The sequence below is a fragment of the Kitasatospora sp. NPDC090091 genome, assembly GCF_044747365.1.
In the GTDB taxonomy this organism is placed as follows: domain Bacteria; phylum Actinomycetota; class Actinomycetes; order Streptomycetales; family Streptomycetaceae; genus Kitasatospora.
This window is the reverse complement of record NZ_JBIVDY010000033.1, coordinates 1-21,126: the sequence shown is the minus strand read 5'-3', so window position 1 is coordinate 21,126 and position 21,126 is coordinate 1. Positions and strand designations below refer to the sequence as shown.

The following is a 21,126-nucleotide window of genomic DNA, read 5'->3' as shown; positions in this document are numbered from 1 at the left end:
GGCGCACGCATCGGCACCTGGAGGCGGCTCATGGACGGACCAAGCGGCAGCCCGCATCCGGCGACGGGCGCCGTCGGCCCGGCCACGGTCGCCCGGGTCGCCGGGGCGGCGCGGGGGCCGGCGGCCCCGCTCGACCTGGTCACGCCCGGCCCGCAGCTCACCGGTGTGACCGTCGGCGCCGGCCGGAGCGTGACGCTGGAGTGGACACCGCCGCCGTCGTCGACGCTCACCGCCGTGCAGCCCGTGGTCCTGTGGGGAGGCACCGAGGTCGACCTCCCCGCCCAGCCGGCCCCCCGCACTCCGATCGTGCTGACACTGCCGGCCGGCATCCCCAACACCGCCGCGATCGCCCTGCGCGCGGTGGCCAACCTCTCCGTCAGCCTGCTGGGCAACGCCGCCGTCCTGCTCACCACCGCACCGACCGGCGTCACCGTGGCGTACGACGGTGCGGTGCTCCGGGCGTCCTGGGACGCGCTGTCCTCGCCGCTGGTCGACGGGTACCGGGTCTGCACGGTGGCCGGCGGGAAGGAGACCGTGCTCGGCGACACGGCGGCGGCCTCCGGCAGCTGGCCGGTGGAGATCGGCGACGCCTCCACCACGGTCGTCGTCCGGCCGCTCGCCACGCTGGCGGTCGGGGCGTCGTCCGAGCCGGTCCCGGTGTTCACCGAGGCGCTGGTGGTCGGCGGTTCGTACATCGCGCCGCAGCTGGGGCCGGTGCTGACGGCGGCCGACCTCGCGCTCGGACTGCCCGAGCTGTTCGTGACCCCACAGGTCGACGCCGTCGAGCTGCCGCTCGGCCTCGTCCTCACGCCGGCCGGCGCCGGGCCGTACGCGTACACCCTGCTGATCCCGGCGACCAGCCCGGTCTGGGACTTCACCGACCGCCCGGACGTGATCGCCCGGTGGGCCGCGCTGCTCGCCGCGCTCCAGCCGCTCGGCATCACCCCGTACGGGGTCGCGGCGCTCACCGAGGCGGTCTCGCGGTCGATGCCGCAGACCTTCGCCGAGACCCTGTACTTCGCCTACGGCCTGCGCTTCGACCGCGGCTGCTTCGACCTGCGCCCCGGCCTCGTGCTGCGGGTCGAGTACGAGGCCTACCAGCTGGCGCCGGGCGCCCAGGGCGACCCGCTGTCCGGGTTCGTCACCACCGGCGTCGCCGACTACGAGGTCGCCTCGTACGAGAACGCGGGCACCTGGACCAACAGCCTCGACGCGTTCCTCGCCGGGCTGGCCCAGCAGAACGGCGTCGAGGTGCCGGACCCGTCGAGCCCCTCCGCGGGCCGGCTGTACGGCAGCGGCGGCGTGTTCGACCTGTTCGCCAAGGCCCTGCGGCTGCCGTACGCGCGCCTGGTCTTCCCGCGGGCCCTGCTGCCGACGACCACGCCGGGCTCGCTCTGGCCCCAGCAGAACGTCGTCCTGCTGTCGGCGGCCACGCTCGACGCGCTGGACGCGGCCACCGAGAACGTCCGCCGGCAGGACCCGCCCGGCAACGGCGTCGCCGCGGCCTACCTGCGCGGCCGCGCGGTGGTCCGCGCGATGGTGCGGATCAGCGTGAACGGCACCTCCCGGCTGGTGCCGGTGGGGACGACGCTGGGCAACGTGCTCGCGAGCGAGGGCCGGCGGCCGTCCGCCGTCCCCGTGCCGCTGAGCGGAGTGACGATGCACCGGCCGCGCACGGCGGCGGCGCTCGACGGGCCGGTCGGCGACTGGCCGGTCCTCCCGGGCTGGCGGCCGCGTGATCCGGCCGCGCTGGGGCTGCCGCTGCTGCACGGCGACCGCCTCGACCTCGCGACGGGCCTCGGCTGATGGCCGAGCCCGCGTTCACCCGGGCCGGGGACACCCCGCTCTACTGGGCGGATGCGGCCGCAGACCCGGCCGGTCCCGCCGGTCCGGCGGACCGCGTGGCGGCGTTCCTCGCCTCCGACCCGGGAGGGCTCGGCGACCGGCCGACGCTGACCCGGACATGGGCGGACGGCCGCGGGGCCTACGTCTTCCTCGGCGCGCCGGCGCCGGACTCCGCGGGCTTCCTGGCGGCGCTGCGGACCTGGCTCGGCCTCTGTGCGCCCGGGGGCCCGCCGCGCTTCCTCTGGGTCGCCGACCCGACGGCGCCGCCGATCCGCTGGGAGACGACCGTCCTCACCGGCCGGCCGGACCACGACGGGGACTGGGCGGCGGACGGCGCCGCCTTCCAACTCGCCGACCACCGGCTCGCGTTGGCCGGTGGCGGGGCGGTCGCCCCGGCCGAGACGGCGGCGGGCTGGGGCTTCGCCGTCGCGGACGCGGCCGACCGGTCCGCCGTCACGCTGTACTCGCCGACGGCCCGGTTCCCCGCCCGGCGCGCGACCACGCTCCTGTCCATGGCGGCCGGGCACACCGGTGCGTGGCGGTTCGTCATCGACGCACCGGCCGGCGGCGGGGACGCGTTCACCGGGCTCGGCGCGGGGCTGCGCTTCTTCACCCCGGGGGACGGTGGCCTCGTCAGCACCGTCCGGTTCGCCGTCGTCCGCCAACCGGACGGCGCCGACCTGGAGTTCCACGCGCAGATCGACCCGCTGCGGCCGCTGGACGGCGAGCGCACCTCGCTGGGCTTCTTCGCCCGCACGACGGGCGCAGGCGACCCTCCGGCGCTGCCGTCCGGGTACGCCACGGTGCTCGGCCACGGGGTGGCGCTGCGCCCGCTCTCCGCCGGTACGGGCGCGACGGGCCCGGCCCGGCTGGTGTTCGGCCTCGCGCCGTACCTCTGCGACGAGGAGGGGAACGCCGGCTACCACCTCGTCCCGGACGGGCCGTTCGCCGTCGAGACCGCGGCCGCGGGGCCGCGCGTCATCTGCGGCACGTCCGGCCTGGAGTACCTCGGCCTGCCCGCCGAGGGCTGCACGCTGGTGTTCCGGCCCGGGCAGCCGGCGTACGCACCGCCTGGGCCGGGGCGGACCGGCGCCGACTCGCTCACGGCGCACGGCACGACGTCGTGGGTGTCGGTCGCGTCGGACGCGGAGGCCGTGACCTACTACAGCCAGCCGGAGGACGCGCCGCTGTACACGGCCGGCGCCCCGGCGTCGGCCGGCGGCGTAGGTCTGCTGGACTTCTGCGAGCTCCCGGCCGCGGCACCGACCGGGACGGCCTTCCCGATGGCGCCGTTCCACGGGCTCGCCGACGACGCGCTCTCCCGGGCGGTCGCGGTCGAGCAACTGGCGATCGCACCCACCCGCCGCGCGGTGCTGCTCCCCGGCGAGGGCGGCACACCGGCGGCAGGAGCCGGGACGACCGTGGCCGTGACGCCGCAGGGGCTGGCCGTGGGGCTGGCGTCCGACGCGAGCTGGAGCTGGCTCGGGATCGGTCACGACGGCGCCGCGGCGGCCGAGCCGGACCTGCGGTTCACCGCGGTCACCGGCCCGTTCCGGCAGGCGATGCAGACCAACAACCTCTTCCTGGTGCTCGGCGACCCGCAGGAGTTCCACCGGTTCGGCTCGGTCGCGTACGAGCTCGGCACGGCGACGCTCGACGTCATCGCCACCGTTCCCGAGGAGCACGGCGGTGTGCCGGCGGACGTCCTGCGGGCGGTGCGCGGCGCGATGCACGACACCCCGTACGACACGCGGACGGCGTTCCTCGCCGCGCTGGCCGAGGCGGTCCCCGGGATCACCGAGGCGGAGCAGCGCGTCTTCCTGCGGTACGGCGGCCGGCTGACCCCGGTCGCCGGCGGGTGGCCGTTCCGGCTCTCCCCGGACAACTGGCGGGAGTCGACCCACCTCATCGTGAAGTTCGTGCTGGGCCGCAGCATCGTCGACCTGGTGGAGGACGTGTCGACCTGGGCGTGGCCCGAGGCGGCCTCCCGCACCGGCCGGCCGGCCGACGCCCGGGCGGCGATCCGCGGGGTCGTCGACGCGGCGAGCAGCGCGCCGGCCGGATCGCCCTACGCGTCGTTCCTCCAGGTCGTCCGGGACCCGAACTGGACCGGGGTGCTGGCACTTTCGGCCGAGGTCCCGCTGGAGCAGCTCCCCGCCGAGCTCCAGGTGCTGGCGGCCGGGATCGACCCGGCGAGGTTCGCCGCGCACCACTTCGGGATCTCGCTCACCCCGTTCCGGCTCGCGGACGGGCAGCTGGCCTTCGAGCGCTCGGCGATGTTCGGGCTGATCGACTACCTCAACCCCGAGGACCAGTACTTCAGCGAGAACATCCACTTCGCCTTCCGCGTCCTGCAGTTGACGGTCGGCGTGCAGAACTCCGCGGTCACCGCGTTCAGCAGCCGGGCGGAGCTGCTCGTCAACCGCCTCTTCGGCGCGCCCGCACGGCTGTTGCCGACCACCCGCGGGAACAACATCGTCCTCGACGGCGCGCTCCAGCGACAGCAGCTGCCCGACGGCACGGCGCACGACACCTTCGTGTTCGCCATGGCCGGCCAGAACACCTTCCGGCTCGACGGACCGGTGCTCCAGAGCGTCGAGCTGCTGTCGACCCAGCTCGTCACCGCACAGGCGGCGGACCCGGCGTCCGGCCGGGCGACCGTCGACGCCGTCTTCCAGCTCGCGGGCAACCTGCGCTTCCACGAGCCGGAGCGCTTCGACCCGTTCTGCTACGGGCCGGAGGCGGCAGGGCCCGATGCGGCCGGGGAGGACGCGGAGGGCGGGGCGGACGGCTGGCTCCGCTTCGGCGGCCTGGCCGTCGCGATGTCCTTCGACCTCGGCGATCCGGCCGGGACGACCAGGTTCACACTGCGGGACGGCAACCTGTCGCTGGACGCGGCGAACAGCAGCGCGCGCGCCGGCTCGTTGGTCGCCGGTTTCCCGATCCGGCCGAACGGGCTGATCGCCACGCCCGATCCGGCACTTGCCACGGGTGCGCCCCCACCGCCGCAGACGCCGGCGGACCTCGGCTACGTCTCCGTCACCGCGCCGCTCGACCAGGGGACGCTCGCCCAGCCCTGGTACGGGCTGGACTACACCGTGGACCTCGGCTCGCTCGGCGCGCTCGCCGGGAGCAGGGCGCTCGCCCTCCAGGTCCTCGCCGCCTGGAGCCCGGGCGCCGGCAGGACCGGCCCGGCGGTCTACCTCGGCGTGCGACTGCCGGGTGCCGACGGGAGGCTCGGGGCCGCGCTGCCGCTGCAGGGCGTGCTGACCATGGGCTTCCGCTCGGTGGAGTTCCTGGTCGGCGAGGAGCCGGAGCTGCCGCGGACGTACACGCTGCGGCTGCGGGACTTCGCGCTGCGGCTGTTCGGCCTGGCCGTCCCGCCCGGGCACAACGACGTGATCCTGTTCGGCAACCCCGACCAGGGCGGTGCGTCGAAGGTCGGCTGGTACCTCGCGTACGCCTCGGCGGACGACCCGAAGCGGCTGCCGCCCCCGCCGGTCCGGGCGACGCTGCGCTCCGCCGGGACGGGGTGAGCATGCAGAAGCAGGATGCGCTGAAGCAGAACCCCCTGACGGTGGTGAAACTGCTCTGGTGCGGCCAGGGCAGGACCGCGCTGGTCGAGATCTACAACGACGGTGTCGAGAAGGAGGAGGCCGACTTCCTCGGGCTGGTCGACTGCGGCGGGGACCGGGAGTACGCGCAGGGCGCGCTGGACTACATCGCGCGCAAGGTCAAGGCCCGCTACCGCAAGTGGCTCGACCTCGTCGTCGTCACCCAGCAGGACGCGTCCCACGTCGGCCTGTTCGAGGACCTCGGCAGGCGCCTCCAGCCCCTCCGCGCCAGGGTGTTCACGGTCTTCGTCGCCGGGGGCAAGGGCTCGGTCCCGGAACCCGTCAAGGCGTTCCTCACACTCCTCAAGTACAACCTGCGCCAGGTCGAGTTCGACTCCCCGATGCAGAACAGCTACCTCCGGGGCACCCGGGCCGGGCTCGGCTGGATCTCCGAGCACAACGGCACCTACTTCCGCATCCTGGCGTCCAACCTGGTGACCCGGTGCTTCACGGAGCGTGCGGCGTCCAACGTCCTGGTCGTGGAGAACGGGAGGTTCGCCGTTGTCCTGCCGGGCGACGCGGGGATCGACACGATCAACGAGATCAACCGCATCCCGAACCTGGGCGAGCTCCTGCCGCCGGTCCTGGCCTTCGCGGTCCCGCACCTCGGCGTGCTCGCCACCGCGGTCAGGAACCGGGTGGCGGGCGGAAGCGGGCCGGACGACCAGTGGGCGGCCGTCGAGAAGTTCGCGAAGGCCGTCAGTCCGCAGAACATCGCGGCGAGCGCCGGCCCGTTCAACCCCTTCGACCATCCGGCCCAGGAGGTGATCGACCTGTTCAAGCAGCCGGTGCCCGACAAGGCCCACTGGTACGTCTCCTACGTCCTGCGCGGGCAGGGCGCCGAGAGCGAGGGGTGGCGGACCTGGCAGTCCGAAGTGGGGATCAGGACCACCGTGGAGGCCTTCGGGGACGTGGTGATGCCGGGGACGGACCCGGCGGCCGTCCACGACGGCACGCGGTTCTGGTACGGCGACATCGTGTACAGCTTCCGGCTGCGCCCGCTGCTGCCCGAGCCCGAGGCGACGGTGGAGTTCGTCCCCCGCGGGACGCCCCGGACACCCGGGACGCCCGGCGCGAACGAGGCCGTCGTCCGGGCCCCCGAGCCGTAGGAGGACTTGTGTCATCACTCGACGACATCCTCGCTGCGTTCGAGGCCGCCGCCCGCGACGGCAGGATCACCGGCGACACGCTCCCGGGGCTGGCCGAGCTGCTCGACGCGCTCGGCGTCGGCGCCCTGGACGTCTCCGGCGGCCACGCCTCCCGCGGGTCGGACAGCGCCTGGCTGACCGGGGCCGCCGGCTACCTCGGCACCCCGTGGACGATGCGGCTCACCGGTACCCCGCGGCCCGGCGCCGGGCCTGCGGCCCTGGTGCTGGAGCTCGGCGGCACGGCGGCGCCCGCGACGTGGACCTTCAAGAAGGCCTTCGGCGCGCTGCCGGGCAGCCGTCGCCCGGTGGCCGGCGGGAACGGCGGGCTGGTCGTCGGGGCGAGCGTCATCGGCCCGCTGATCCTCGACCAGCCGTCCGTCATGGCCGTCAACGTGCCGGCCGGCGCCCGGCCGCGGTTGTCCGGCACGCTACTCGTGCGCGGCAGCGGCTCGGTCTCCGGCAGCGACGTCCTCGCCCCGTACGCGGACTTCCTCGGCGACCGCCTCCACGTCGAGGGGCCCTTCTCGTTCCCGGCCGGCGAGCCGCCGGTGATCGAGCTCCGTGCGGTCGCACCGGGCGTCCGGCTGGAACTCTCCAAGCTGGACGTCTCGGCCGTCGGCCTGATGCTGACCACCGACCACCCCGACCCGTGTCCGCTACCCGAGGCCGGCGAGCGCCGCTCGGCCGTCCTGCTGTTCGCGGAGGCGGGCCTGCCGACCGAGCCGGTGGAGACGGCCACCATCACCGCACCCCTGCTGAGCGGCGACTACGTCTGGCCGCTGGTCGTCACCCTCGACCCGCCGCTCGGCCTCGAAGGCGGGATCCAGGCACTGACCGCGCTGACCGGCGGCACGGCGACGAACTTCACCTTGCCGAGCGGCATCGCGGCGATCGACCGGTTCGGCCTCCAGGACCTCGAATTCGGCATCGTGCCGGTCGCGCTCGGCGGGCCGGGTCTGTCGTACACCGCGGTCGGCATCGTCTCGAACGAGCCGTGGGATCCGCCGGTGCCCTACCTGACCGTCGACCGGGTCGGCACCCGCTGGGTGTTCAGCTTCGCGGGCGGCCGGACGCTGATCTCGGGCCTCGTGTTCGGGACCATGCGGTTCGGGCAGAAGACGGGGTCCTCGCTAGGCTCGCAGGCACCCTTCACCGAACGCGTGGCGCGCGGGCTGCTGCCGCGCACCGGCTTCGACGACGTCGTCGTGACGGTCCGGCTCTCCCTGCCCGACCTCGGGGTCTCGGCGTTCACCGCGGCGCCGTTCACCCTTCCGATCGCCGAGGCGTTCCGGGCGTTCTTCGGCGGCGACGGCCCGCCCGTCGACGCCGACCTGACCTGCGAGTCGCTGACCATGGACGCCTCGCTGCTGCAGAAGGAGTTCGCCGCCGGCCTGACCGTGAGCGGCGACTGGCCGATCCACGCGGGGAAGGTCACCCTCGCGCTGACCGGCCTCCGGCTCCAGGTGCAGGTCTCGCAGAACCGTGTCTCCGGCCTGCTGATCGGCAAGGGCGAGATCGCCGTGCCGGACGCCGATCCGATCGAACTGCTCGCGCAGGCGCAGTACCCGGGCACCGGCGGCTGGGAGTTCGGCGCGATGATGACCGGCGCCGTCGACCTGCCACGCCTCGTCCACGGCCTCCTGGGCGAGGAGCCGCCGGACTGGGTGAAGGACCTCCACATCGAACTCGCCGGCCTCAGCGTCCGGTTCAGCACGGCCGCCGGCAACCCCTACGCGGCCTCCGGCACCCTCCAGGTGACGGTCGGGCAGGAACTGCTCGGCATGGAGCTGCGGCTGCTGCTGACCGCCGCCGTCGAACGCGCGCTGCGCGCCACGCCCGCCGACGAGCACCTCGCGATCGCGCTGCGCGACACCGCGCAGGTGGAGCCGCTCACGGTGACCACCGGCAGCCTCTCCGGGACCTTCACGCTCGACAAGTTCGAGGTCACCGCCTCGGTGTCGGTCACCGACGCGGGCAAGGACTACACCTTCAGGATCGCCTACGGCGACCTCTCGCTGAGCGCGCTCACGTCCTGGGCCGGCGAGGGGACCGACCGGCACCGGATCCTCACCGTCCGCCTCACCGGCACCCTCGGCGAGCTGATCACCGCCCTCGTCGCACTGGTCAACCCGAATGCGACGTTCCGGCTCGACCCGCCGTGGGACTTCCTCGGCGGCATCGACCTCACCGGCCTGGAGCTGACCGTCGACCCGACCAGGCAGCAGGTCGCCGTGAAGCACGACCTGAAGCTGGACCTCGGATTCGTCAGGATCGCGTCGGTCGGCCTGAGTTACGACCGCTCCAGCGGCACCCCGGCGGTGAACGTCGTGCTGGACGCCCAACTGCTCGGGGACGCCGCGGCCAAGCCGCTGAGCTGGGATCCGGTCACCCAGGCACCGCCCCAACCCGCCGGTACGGGCCAGAAGTTGTTCTCGCTGCGCTACCTCGGTCTGGGTCAGCACGTCTCACCCACGGACCTCGCCCGGTCCGCCGGCGTCGCCGAGGTCGTCGACGCGATGGTCCGGGCGATGCGCCCGGTCGCCCCCGCCACCGGCAAGCCGCCGCTCGACCCGGCGACGACGGCCTTCGACCCGGCCGCGCAGTGGCTGTTCGGGATCGACGCGACCTTCCTGGACACGGTCGCGGTCAAGCTGGTGATGCACGACCCGGACCTCTACGGCGTGCTGCTGGCGCTGCGCGGGTCGCGGGCGGGATCGCTCGCCGGGCTGAACGTCGAGCTGCTGTACCGGAAGGTCACCGACGACATCGGCGTCTTCCACGCCCGGCTGCAGATCCCCGACGCCTACCGGCAGTTGCAGTTCGGCGCGGTGTCCGTGACGCTCGGCGTGATCACCGTCGACATCTACACCAACGGCAACTTCCGGGTCGACCTCGGCTTCCCGACGGGCCGCGACTTCACCGACTCGTTCGCGATCGAGGCCGGCGTCTTCAACGGCCGGGGCGGCCTCTACTTCGGCGTGCTGAACGGCGCCACCTCCACCCGGGTGCCGCGGATCACCGACGGGACGTTCAGCCCGGTCCTCGAACTCGGGGTCGGCCTCTCCATCGGCGTCGGCCGCACCTTCCAGCGCGGCCCGCTCAAGGCCGACCTGTTCGTCAACCTCGTGGTGATCTTCGAGGGTGTGCTGGCCTGGTACCACCCGGACGATGACGGCCGGAGCAGCGAGCTCTACTACGCCTGCCGGGGCACCGTCGGCATCGTCGGCCGGCTGACCGCGACGGTCGACTTCAAGGTGGTCCGGGTCGACGTCAACCTCCAGGTCGCCGCGATGGCGACCGTCGAGCTGGCCGCCCACCGGGCGACCGTCGTGGCCCTGAGCCTCTCGGTGCGGGCCAACGCCAGTGTGAAGATCCTCTTCGTCACGGTCTCGTTCTCGTTCTCGCTGACGCTGGAGACCTCCTTCACCATCGGCTCCGACAGCACGCCGCCGTGGCGGCTCGCCCCCGGCGTGGCCCGCCGGCGCCTCGCCGCCCCGCGCGCCCGCATCGCGCCGAGCAGGCCCGTGGCGGCGGAACGGCCGCCGTACCGGCTGCACTTCGACCCGGACGCGCACGTCTTCCCCGACGGCCTGCCCCGGACGCTGCACCTCACGCTCGTCCCCGGCTACACGATCGCCGACGTCCCGGTCGACTGGACCGGCCTGGCCCGGCCGGCGAACGACGAGCCCGCCTACCGTCTCGTGATCATGCTGCTCGCCGACAACGCCGTGGCGGCGGACGCGGTCACCATCGCCGGGACGGAGCGGCCCGACGTGTCGCGCAACCCGCGCGCGGACACGCCCGCCGACACCTCGTTCAACCGGCTCGCGGACGGCCTGCTGCGCTGGTGCCTCGACGCGCTCGGCGTCACCTCCCCGGCCGTCACGCTCGACGACCTGCTCGACCTGGTGGAGCAACTGGCCCTGGCCGAGGCCGAGGACACCGGCTTCACCTGGGCCAACCTCCGGGGCTTCCTGGCCAACAACGTCCACCTCGTGATCGGCGGCACCCCGGAGGGCGACGCCCGGGAGGCCACCTCCGGGACCCCGTTCCCGATGCTCCCGGTGCTGAAGTGGACCGCCACCGGTCTGCCGGACCCGGCCGACCGGGAGCGCGACTTCGCGGCCCACCGGCAGATCGACGCGACCTACGAGGCGGAGGCGATCGCCCACTTCGCCGAGCTGGACCCGATCCCGGCCGGCGAGCGTCCCGCCGCCCGCGCCCCGGCGGACGAACCCAGCGAGTCCATGGCGACCTTCGTGCTGCGCGACTACCTGCGGATGGTCGCCCGCGCCACCGTGCAGGCCGCCGCGAACCTGCTGGCCGCCTACCCGCACGAGGTGACGGAGGACGACTCGCTGGGCTCCATCGCCGCGGGCTTCGGGACGACCACCACGGCGTACGAGGTCGCTCCCCGGGACACCGTGGACCACGCGGCCGAGGCCCTCGGCGTCACGGCGGCCGAACTGCTCGCGCTCGACCCCGGCCTGCCGGACCGGCTGGCCGCCGCGCGGGCCGGCGACACGCTCGCGGTCGTGCGCGGTGTCACCCCGCAGTCGATCGCCGTCGCCAACCCCGACTGGCCCGTCGTCGCGGACACCGAGGTCACCCTGGGCACGCTGCCGGTGCAGCTCGGCGCCGGCGGGACGCTCGCCGGGCTGGCGCACGCGTACGGCAGCGACCCGACGGCGCTGGTGGACCACCTGCGCGACACCACCCCGCTGCTGCGCGCCGGCGCGACCGTGCCGCTGCCCGGCCTCGTGCACGCCGGGCTCTCCGTCGACGACACGGCGGCCGTCTTCTACGTCCGGCTCGGCCGCACCCTGCCCGGCGACGTGCCGTTCGCGAACTGGTACCAGGCGGCGATCGACCGGCTCAACGGCGACCCGGCGCAGCCGCTGCCCCCGACCCTCCAGGTGCCCGCCGGCTACCAGTCCACCGGCACCCTGACCTGGACCACCCTGCCGGGCGACACCGTCCTCGACGTCGCCGCGTACGCCGCGCTGATCCAGAACGTCGCCCCCGGCACGCCGTTCGCCGCGTGGCTGGAGGCGGTCCGCACGGCGAACCGGACGGCGGACCCGGTCGGCGTCCGCCTCCCGGCCGGCGCCGCGGCCGTGGTCCTGCCGAACGACACGCTCCGCTCGCTCCAGCACCGGCTGCTGCTCCCCGACGCGTCGTTCGAGGCCTTTGCCGCCGCTGCGGACGCGCTCGTCCCGCTGGTCACCGTCGAGGTGCCGGACGCGGTCGGCACGACGGGCTCCGGTCTCACCCTGCTGGCGCTGGCCCAGACGTACGGGCTCGGGCTGGAGGATCTCGCCGGGCGGATCGCGGACGACCGGGGCGTGCTGGCGGCCCGCCCGGGGCTCACCGTGCCCGACGTGCCGTCGATGCGGATCGACGAGCTCCTCGCCGCGATGCACGACGGCCCGGCGATCGCCGGCGTGAGCGGCCAGGTCGCGCGCTTCATGCTGGGCGGGCTGCGGCTGCCCGCCCCCGTCCGGGTCGACGGGGTGTACCACGCCACCGGGCCGATGACCGGAGGCTACGAGCTGATCGGCCAACAGGTCACCGGCCCGCCGCCGCCCCCGGCCCAGCCTGCGGAACCGGCGGAGGACCCGGTCGTGACCGTCACCGTCGACAAGGCCGTGCCTGCCGACTGGCTGACCTTCGCCGACCCGGCCCGCCACGAGGACGCGGGTCGGCCCGCTGTGGCCGGGGCCGACAGCGCGGTCGTCGCGATCACCGCCGCCGACCTGCGCGAGCACTACCCCGCCACCGGGCTCTCGCCGGTCGTCGAGAGCCCGCTCGCGGCCCTGCCACCGGCGCACGGGATCGGCACCCGCCACGCCGTCACCCGGGCGGTCCCGTGGCGGACGACCACGCCCGTCCACCTGCCCGGCACCCCCGCCGGCCCGCCCTCGCTCTGGCCGCTGCCGAACGACCTGACCGCACTCGCCGGGTCGGACCGCAGCGGCTCGGCGTTCCTGCTGGAGCAGACCACGCCGCAGACCGGCGCGACCGCCCGCTCCACCGAGCTCGGCTGCTACGCCTGGGCGACGCTGGTCTCCTTCACCGTGCGCCGCATTCCGGGCCTCGCCGGGACGGTCGAGGTGCTCGGCGCGGACGACGCCGACCGGCAGCGGATCGCGCAGCTCCTGGCGTACCTGCGGACCGTCCCCGGGGGGCCGGCGACCGGCGCCCACCCGCCGGCGCCGCCCGGCGAGCAGCTGCTGCTCACCCCGCTCTGGCAGCTGCCGCCGGCCCCCGGCCTCACCCCGGGCCTGACCTCGACCCCGCTCGCCGCCGACCGCACGTTCATCGTCCGGACCGACCTCGGCACCGGGACCCACAGCGGCTCCGCCGCCGGGAGCGCCACCGCGGGGCAGCACTTCGCGGCCCTCGCCGACGGCCCCCGGTTCCTCACCCTGCTCTACGAGTGCAGCGTCGTCGGCGGTGGCGGCTACTGGCTGCAGTACCGCGGCCAAGCACCCGACGGGGCGGCGCCCGGTGCGGCACCTGACGCGGTGCCCGACGCGATCTTCGACCAGGACGGGCTCGCCCGGCTCTCCCTGCTGCTCCAGCTCTCCTCGCAGTGCGGAGCCGACCCCGACCGGCACCTGTACGCGTTCACCAACCTCGCCGTGGTCGGCGACGGGGTCGACCCGGCCACGACCGCCCTCGCCGCCCGCGCGGTGGACCCGCCCGAGCTGAGCCCGGTCGCCACCGTCGACCCCGGGCAGGTCGGGTTCACCGCACGGTTCGCCAACCCGCTGGCCGACGACACCCCGCAGGGCCGGCTGCGCCGCCTGTACGGGCTGCTCGGCTTCCAGCTCGACCGGACGGAGTGGTTCGAGGGCAGCGGCGAGGGCCGGGCGGTGTCACCGCAACCCGCCGACGGCACGGACGAGCTCGGGCTCCGGGTACCGAGCGAGGCCGCCGAGGAGGTCTGGGACCTCACCCGGATCGTCGACGTCAACCGGTTCGCCCGGCACCGCGCGAAGGCCGTCCCCACCGCGCCGCCCCCGGACGGCGATCCGTACGCCGGCATCGCCGCCGGTGCGCAGACCCGGGTCTCGGTGTGGTTCCAGGACGTCTTCGGCAACCGGTCGGGCACCCCGGAGCAGACCGTGCTGCCCGTCCGGTACACCGACCCGGTCGTCGGCGTGGGCGCCTGGCCGTCGACCACCCTGCGGTACGACGTCCGGCCCGCCGGCGACCTCGCGGAACTGGCCGTCACCGTCGACTTCCAGGCCGTCGCCCACCAGCCGGGCGCGGCCGGGACCGGCGCGTCGGCCGCCGCCGCGGCGGAGCGCGACCGCGACCGCCTGGTACCGGTCTACTACCAGGTCGCCCGGCCCGATGTCCGGGCGGCGCTGTCCACCTCGCTGCAGCAGCCGCCCGGAGCCGGCCCCACCCCGCTCGCCGTCGACGTCGGGGTCCTGCGCCGGTACGTGACCGGCGCGCACGCGCTGCTCGGCTCGCTCGCCGCGACCGGCTCCGCACCGGCCACGGACGCCGCGACCCTCGACGACCTCTGCACCACGTACGGGGTCGGCTACGACGCGCTCGGCACCGCCAACGCCGACACCGCCGTCGATGCCATGCTCGACGCCGACGAACTCGCCGTACCGGTGGGCGCCGCGTTCCGCAACGGCGACACCGTCGCCGGGCTCTGCCACGCCGTCGACCCGGCGCTCGACCCCGAGCAGGTGCTGCTCGACGAGGACAACACCGCCGTGCCGCTCAACCCGTCCGTCGAGCTCACCACCCCGCCGCGCGCGGTGGTGGTGCCGCCCGACTCCCGGGCCGACGAGCTCGCGGCCCGGCTGCGCTGCCCCCTCCGGACGCTGGTGGCGGCCAACCGGGACCGCCCGGGGCTGCTCACCCCGGGGTTCGTCTTCGACTGCAACGGCGTCAAGGTCCAGGTGGCGGACGATCCGCCGGCCAGCGAGGCGACGCTCGCCGGCGTCGAGTCCGCCTACCGGGAGCTCGGCGTGCCGTTCGACGCGGCCCAGGTGGTCTCGCTGAACGCGGACCGGCCGGGCATGCTCCGGGCGGACGCCGACCTGCTGGTCACCGGTTACCTCGTCGAGAGCGGCGACACCCTGGGCGACAACCGGGCCGGCCTGACACCCGCGCAGCTCGCGCCGCTGAACACCACCACCGTCGACCTCTTCACCCCCGGCACCGCGGTGCTCCTCACCACCACCCCGACACCGGTGCCACCGGGCGAGCCGCTCGGGCGCTTCGCCGCCGTCAACGCCACCACCCCCGGTGCGCTGCTCCGGCACAACGGCCGGGTCGAGGTCCTCGCCGACTCACCGCCGGTGGTGCCCGGGATGTGGGCGTGGCCCGGGGACCGCGACGCGCTGCGGGTGCCCTGCACCGTGCGCGGCGGCGACTCGCTCGACGCTCTCGCCGTGCACTTCCCCGGCGCCGACCTGGTCGTGGTCAACGCCGAGATGCCGGAGACCGTCGCGCCGGGCGTCACCGTCACCATCGGGGGCGAGAGCGTGACGACGGCCGCCGCCGCCTCGTTCGCCGAGGTCTGCGCACTGTTCGGCCCGCCGGTCGGCCTCGCCGCACTGGCCGCCGCCATCGGGAGCCGGACCGACGTGCTGGCGGCCGGGGCGCTGCTGGTCTGCCCGCCCGGCGAACTCCCCGGGCGGCCGGCGGAGGGCGGCGTGACCCCGGAGGCCGCCGCCGCCCGGTTCGGCGTCACCGCGGTCGCCCTGCTCGGGGCCAACGCGGGCGCGCCGCAGCTGCTGCTGCCCGGACAGGTGCTGCGTGCGCGGCAGCCCGACCGGGACGGCGCCGTGCCCACCGAGACGACCGCGGACCACGACACCCTCACCGCCGTGGTCGAGCGGTTCCGCCGGCGCGGCGTGGCGACCGGCATCGATGCCGTCGCCGCGGCCAACGCGGACCTCGCCTTCCTGCGGGCCGGTGCCCGGGTGGTCGTCCCGCCGGCCGCCGCCCTGCTCACCGCCGGGCTGGGGGAGCCGACGCCGGACGGCGTGCAGTGGTCGTTCCCCGCGCCCGTCTTCCCCCTCACCGTGGCGCTGGAGCTCTCCCGCGACCCCGCACTGGTCGAACCGGCGCTCGCCGCGACCGCCACCCGCGCCCGGACCGCCGTCCCCGCCGCCCGGGGCACCGATCCGGCCCAGGACGGTGCGCTCACCCTGGCGGCCTTCGCCGAACAGGTCCAGCGCGCCGTCCCCGCCCTGCGGCTGGCCACGGCGCCGGGCCGGACGTCCGACACCGACGTCTGGGCGGTCGTCTTCGACGCAGACGGCATCGGGAGCGTCCGCATCGAGCCCCCGTGCGAGATCGCCGGCACCCGGCAGCCGCGCACCTTCGCCCTGCGCCCGCTGAGCACCACCCTGACGGCCCGCCGGCAGGTGGCCACGCCCGGCTTCGACGTCCGCACCGGCGAGCTGACCGAGGGCCGGGCGCGCGACTACCAGGGCATCGACCTGGAGGTGTGGGCCCGCTCGTTCCTCGACGACGTCGAGCTGCTGCTGTCGCCCGCGTACCTCCAGGGCGTCTACGCGCTGCGCCGGGACCTGCTCGACGGGATCATCGGCCTGAAGAAGGCGCTCGCCGCAGCCGTCGCCGAGGGGCTGCACCGCCTCCTGCCGGGGGACGCCCCGGCGACCGGCGGCGACCCGAAGCGGGCGGCGGCCGTCGAACGGCTCCGCCAGGAGCTGCTGGCCTCGCTCACCCGCGGCTACGCGACCTCGGCCGTCGTCCAGTACGACACCAGCGCGTCCACCCCGTGGACGGAGCAGTACGCCCGGCTCTCCGGCAACCCGGTCGTCGACTACCGCGACGTCCCCGACCACCTGCGGACCGCGACGGTGTCCAACGGCAACGTCCCGCTCGCCGACGGCGACGCGCAGATCACCTTCCTGGTCACCGTCCCCGACGTGGCGGCGCACGCCGCGCTCGACCTCTCCCTCGACTTCGCCGGCATCGAGCTGGAGTGCGGGATCGAGCAGGAGGCCGACGGCTACGACCGCTCCGACCGGCTCGCCTTCGTCACGCCGCTCGCCTCCGGCTCACCGCCCGCGCTGGACTTCGACCTCGGTGCTCCGCGGGTGCCGATCCCGCTGCGCGCCTACCCGCCGCTGCCGATCCTGCTCGACCAGCACGCCGACGCCCCGACCTCGGCCGACACGCTCGGCGACGCGCTGCACTGGACGTACCGATGCTCGGTGCAGCACCAGTCGGCCGAGCAGGACACGCTCGAACTCCGGGTCGCCTTCAACCGGCCCGCCGGTGCGGCCGCCGCCGCGGCCGACGACGACCTGTTCACCGCGCTGGCCCGGTACACCGCGGTCTCCGCCCCGATGCTCGGCCTGCTGGCCGGGCTGCCCGACTGGGAGCACGCCGACACCGACCGGCGCACGGCCCTGGCCAACGCGCTGGAGACGTACCGCACGCTCGCCTCCGCGGTTGCGGACGCCTGGGCCGCGCACTGGGCCGGCGGGCCACCGCCCCCGCCGCAGGCCGGCGCGTCCACCGGCGGCCCGGTCCCGGACGTCTACCGGTACGCGTTCGGACTCGACGCCCGGGACGGCTGGTACACGACCCTGCGGCTGACCCGCACTGTGGAGACCGGACCGGGCGGCGTGGGCTGGCCGACGGGCATCCGGGTGACGGTGGACGGCGCGTGCCACGAACTCACGCCCGCCGCCCCGGAACAGTGCGGCTGCACCGACACCGGGCACTGCCGCTGCTACGCCTTCCCGCCCCGGACCGTCGCGGCGTTCACGCTGCTCACCTTCGAGCTGACCTTCCCGCCCGTGCACATCGCGGCCTACCAGAACGCGTCGGCCGGGGCCCGGGTGACCCGCAACGCGCGGCTGCTCGGCGAGGGCTGGCCGGACACCGAGCCGGCCTTCGTCTACCGGACGCCGGAGGCCGGCTGGGCCGAGCCTGTCGTGCCCTTCATCGACATCACCGGCGCGATCGGCATCGGACCTTGGGACCCGACCGACGACGTCCCGCTCCGGTCGGTCTTCGACGCGGTCTTCGACGGCGACCCGGCCGACCGGACCGTCGCGATCGGGGCGCGCTACGCGTACACCCTGGTCGCCGGCGACCCGCCGGTGTCGGCCCTGCTGCCGGTCGTCCAGTCGACCGTGGGCACGTACGACGCGGCGACGGTCCCGGCGCTCATGCGGGCCCTCGTCGCGTGGAGCGAGCGCGAGCAGCCCGCGACGGCGGGCGGGGCCTGGGCCTTCCGGCTCAGCCTCCACTCCGCCCTCGACCCGTCACTCCGGCGGCCGGTGCTCCAGCTCAGGCACCTGTCGTCCCCGCTCGACCCGTCCCCCAGCTGAGTCGGCGGCGGTCCGTCGCCGTCCCGAGCCCTTCCTGGAGCAGCCATGTCCTCCGCACGACACCATCTCGGGCCGGCCACCGAGGTGGCCCGGACGGCGGTCCTGGGCGGTGCGCCCGCCGTGCAGCAGCCGTCCGGCGCCTTCCTGGGGTTCCCGCTGGCGGGCGCGCCGGAGGTGACCCAGGTCTCCACGAGCTGGGCCGGCTATCTGGTCCACGGCGGACCCGGGGCGTTCACCACGGTGGAGGCCCGTTGGACCGAGCCGGCCGCGGACTGCACGGACGCCCCCTACGACACGCTCGCGGCCATCTGGGTCGGCCTGGACGGCAGCGCGGGAGGCAAGGGCACCGTCCAGCAGACCGGCACGGTGTCGAGCTGCACCGAGGGCGAGCGGGAGTACACCGCCTGGTTCGAGATGTGGCCGGACGTCGCGGTCTTCTACAACGACCCGGTCGAGCCCGGTGACCGGCTCTGGGCCAGGGTCGAGTACATCGGCAACGACACGTACGAGCTGTTCCTCCGGAACATCACGAAGAAGTGGACGGAGGTCACCTACGCGAAGCCGCCGAAGGGAACCGACCCCAAACGGGCCTCCGCCGAGGTGATCGTCGAGGCGGGGATGGGGCCCCGGGGGACTCACTTCCTGACCAAGTTCGCTCGGGTGGCGGTCACCAGCGCCAAGATCAACGGCAAGTCGCTCGGAGACTCCGACGCCTGGAAGGTGATCATGAAGCAGGACGGTGTCCTCAAGGCCACCACCTCCGGACTGACCGGTGGCGGATCGTCCTTCCGGGTGACCTGGAAGGACTGGGGGACCCGGATCAGGGGCACGCATCGCCGGCCCCGGTGACGGCGGGCCGGCACCGGGGTCACGGCTGGGCGGCCGTACCGGGGCACCCCGGGCGGTCGCCGGCGGGCGGGAGCGACCAGGGGTTGGGGCCTTGGCGCAGCCGCCAGGCCGGTGTGGGCAGGAGGTCCCGCTCCCAGTACCAGTGGTCGGGCGCCGGCGGGGCGCCGGGGCCGGGGAACGGGGCGGCGACGCGCAGGTCGGGTGCGTCCGGGGTGTGCGGGTCGGTCGCCCGGGACCGCCACAGGACTTCGTGCAGGGCGTCGGGGTGGGCGTGGAACACCGTCACGCGGTAGGTGTCGAGGGTCTCCCGGAGGCGTTCGGGATGGGTGGCTCCGACCGGGTCCGCACACAGGACCTGCGGGGCCCCGAGGGCCAGCGGTCCGGTGACAGCCAGCGGGTGGCGCACCAGCCGGTCGAGCTCGGCGGCGCACCAGAAGACGTCGCCGGGGCCGCGGAGGCCGAGGCGGACGGCGGCGGCACGCTCGTCGGGGACCGGAGCGGACGGGCCGCGTCCGGCCGGGCCGCGCCCGGCCGGGGGCGCGCTGCGGGCGGGGTGCCACCCCGGACTCCCGCCCTCCTCGGCCCGGCCCGCTCCGTCGGCCGGACGCACCGTCAGGACCGGCGGCGACGCGGGTGCGGCGCCCCCGCCCCCGGCCGGGCGCGCGTCGTCGGTCGTCACCAGCAGGTGGACGCGCCGCAGGCGCCGCCGGGCCAGCTCGTCGGCCGGATCGTGGTGCCGGGACGCCGGGGGGAGCGTGGTGGCGACGGCGCCGATCCGGGTGCAGGCCAGCAGCGCGGCCACGGCTTCGGGGGCCGGCGGCAGCTGCAGGGCCACCCGGTCACCCGGGCGCACGCCGAGCCGGCGCATCGCGGCCGTGGTCCGGTCGACCTGTGCAGCCAGTTCGCGCCGGGTGACGGCCCGTCCGGTGCCGTCGGCGTCGACGGCGTACAGTGCCACCGCGCCGTCCGGGTCGGCCGGGGCGGGCTGTGGCGACAGGCGGGCGGTGGTGGTGTCGGTGTCGGTCGACGGCATGGCGGGCTCCGATCGGTCGGTGCGGTCGGTCTCGGGCGGGCCGGTCAGACGCCGGTCGGGGCGGACAGCCCCTGGGGGCTCCACCAGGCGGCCCGCGAGGAGCAGTCGCCGACCGCCAGCGGCACGTCGGCACCCTCGTCGAGCAGACAGCCGGTGCCGTCCTGGGTCCTGATCCGCAGACAGTCGGGGGTGGCGGAGCCGTCCGCCGAGGCGGCGCCCGGCTGCGGCCGGCGGTCGGTGAGCTGCCAGCGCTGCGCCGCGGCTTCGGCGGTGCCCGCGGCGGCCTCGTCCCGGACGGCGGCGGTGCCGGCCGGCTCCGCGGTGAGCAGCCTGGGCACGGGGGCGCCGCTGGAGAGCAGGGACTGCAGGACGAGGCCGCCGTCCGGCTCGGTCCAGGCCAGCCACTCCTCGCCGTTGGCGCCGGTGGGCCCGGTGGCGCCGACCCGGGCACCGTCGGGCACATCGGTCAGCGGGGCGTCCAGGACGGCCAGGCGCCGCCCGGAGTCGCAGGCGGTCAGCGTGCCCAGGCCGCCGTAGGCGGGGGCGCGGGGACCGTCGGGGTCGAACACCGTGCCTCCGGTCGGCGCGGTGGCCGGATCGCCGAGGCCGCCCGGAGGCACGGCGTCCTCCGGAGCCTCCGACCCGTCGGGGAAGACGCTCGCTGCCGCGGCCTGCTTCGCGGTGGCGGCGCCGGTGTGGGTTCCGGGTCCGCCGGCGCAGCCGCAGGTCAGCAGCACGGCGGCGGCCGCGAGGGCGGCGAGCGGCCGGTGCGTCGGAGGGCCGGCGGCGACCCCCCGCTCGGTTCGTTCCGTCGTCGCCCTGTGCTGCGCCATCCGTTGTTCCCCTTCCTACCGTCCCCCGATGGGCGAGGGGCCGACCTGTGCGTGACGGGTGCGGCCGCTCGACGGAGCCCAACCGTCGGACGCCGCCGGTGGTCACGCTAGGACCCGCCGGACGGGGACGGATGACGGTCGGAACCGAAGGATTTGGCCGGTTGACGGGGTTTCGGCCGGTGGTGCTGAGCCGGGGTGCGGTCCGACCGGTGGCCGGCCCGGTACCGAAAGGTTTGGGGCCGGGTACCGAGAGTTCTTCCCGTTCCGGGCCGGAGCACTCGTCGGCGGCCCCGAGGATCGGGAGGAGCCGCCGGGAACGGCCGCCTCCCGCCGAGAACCGGTGGGGAACAGCAAGAACAGCATGAGGAGTGCGCGTTGAGCAACGAGAGCCTGGCCAACCTGCTCAAGGAGGAGCGGCGTTTCGCCCCGCCGGCAGAGCTCGCCGCCGGCGCCAAC

7 protein-coding genes are annotated in these 21,126 nt (G+C 75.3%); 5 read left to right on the top strand and 2 right to left on the bottom strand.

Annotated features, from left to right (window positions below):
- The first annotated feature begins 30 nt into the window (after positions 1 to 30).
- Genes ACIPSC_RS36215 through ACIPSC_RS36195 form a run of 5 tightly spaced genes read left to right on the top strand, consistent with a single transcriptional unit; the run spans position 31 to position 18,804 of the window.
- The gene (locus ACIPSC_RS36215; RefSeq protein WP_400833585.1) at positions 31 to 1,806 is read left to right on the top strand and encodes a hypothetical protein; all 1,776 of its coding nucleotides are present in this window, start codon (positions 31 to 33) and stop codon (positions 1,804 to 1,806) included.
- The gene (locus ACIPSC_RS36210) at positions 1,806 to 5,381 is read left to right on the top strand and encodes a hypothetical protein (RefSeq protein ID WP_400833583.1); all 3,576 of its coding nucleotides are present in this window, start codon (positions 1,806 to 1,808) and stop codon (positions 5,379 to 5,381) included. Before ACIPSC_RS36215 ends, ACIPSC_RS36210 begins: the two co-directional genes overlap by 1 nt.
- 2 nt (positions 5,382 to 5,383) lie before the next feature.
- Positions 5,384 to 6,568 carry a hypothetical protein gene (locus ACIPSC_RS36205; RefSeq protein ID WP_400833581.1) on the top strand — a complete coding sequence of 395 codons (1,185 nt, stop codon included), beginning with the start codon at positions 5,384 to 5,386 and terminating at the stop codon, positions 6,566 to 6,568.
- 8 nt (positions 6,569 to 6,576) lie between these two features.
- On the top strand, positions 6,577 to 17,955 hold the full coding sequence (locus ACIPSC_RS36200) for a hypothetical protein (RefSeq protein ID WP_400833576.1): 11,379 nt from the start codon (positions 6,577 to 6,579) through the stop codon (positions 17,953 to 17,955).
- A 45-nt stretch (positions 17,956 to 18,000) separates the two neighbouring features.
- Positions 18,001 to 18,804: a G1 family glutamic endopeptidase gene (locus ACIPSC_RS36195; RefSeq protein WP_400833573.1), complete on the top strand. Its 804-nt coding sequence runs from the start codon at positions 18,001 to 18,003 to the stop codon at positions 18,802 to 18,804.
- A gap of 19 nt (positions 18,805 to 18,823) precedes the next feature.
- On the opposite strand, the gene ACIPSC_RS36190 is transcribed toward ACIPSC_RS36195, so the two are convergent.
- Both ACIPSC_RS36190 and ACIPSC_RS36185 read right to left on the bottom strand, forming a co-directional pair.
- Positions 18,824 to 19,837: an AMP-binding protein gene (locus ACIPSC_RS36190; protein ID WP_400833570.1), complete on the bottom strand. Its 1,014-nt coding sequence runs from the start codon at positions 19,835 to 19,837 to the stop codon at positions 18,824 to 18,826.
- Positions 19,838 to 19,881: 44 nt separating this feature from the next.
- The gene (locus ACIPSC_RS36185; RefSeq protein ID WP_400833567.1) at positions 19,882 to 20,670 is read right to left on the bottom strand and encodes a hypothetical protein; all 789 of its coding nucleotides are present in this window, start codon (positions 20,668 to 20,670) and stop codon (positions 19,882 to 19,884) included.
- Positions 20,671 to 21,126 lie beyond the last annotated feature (456 nt).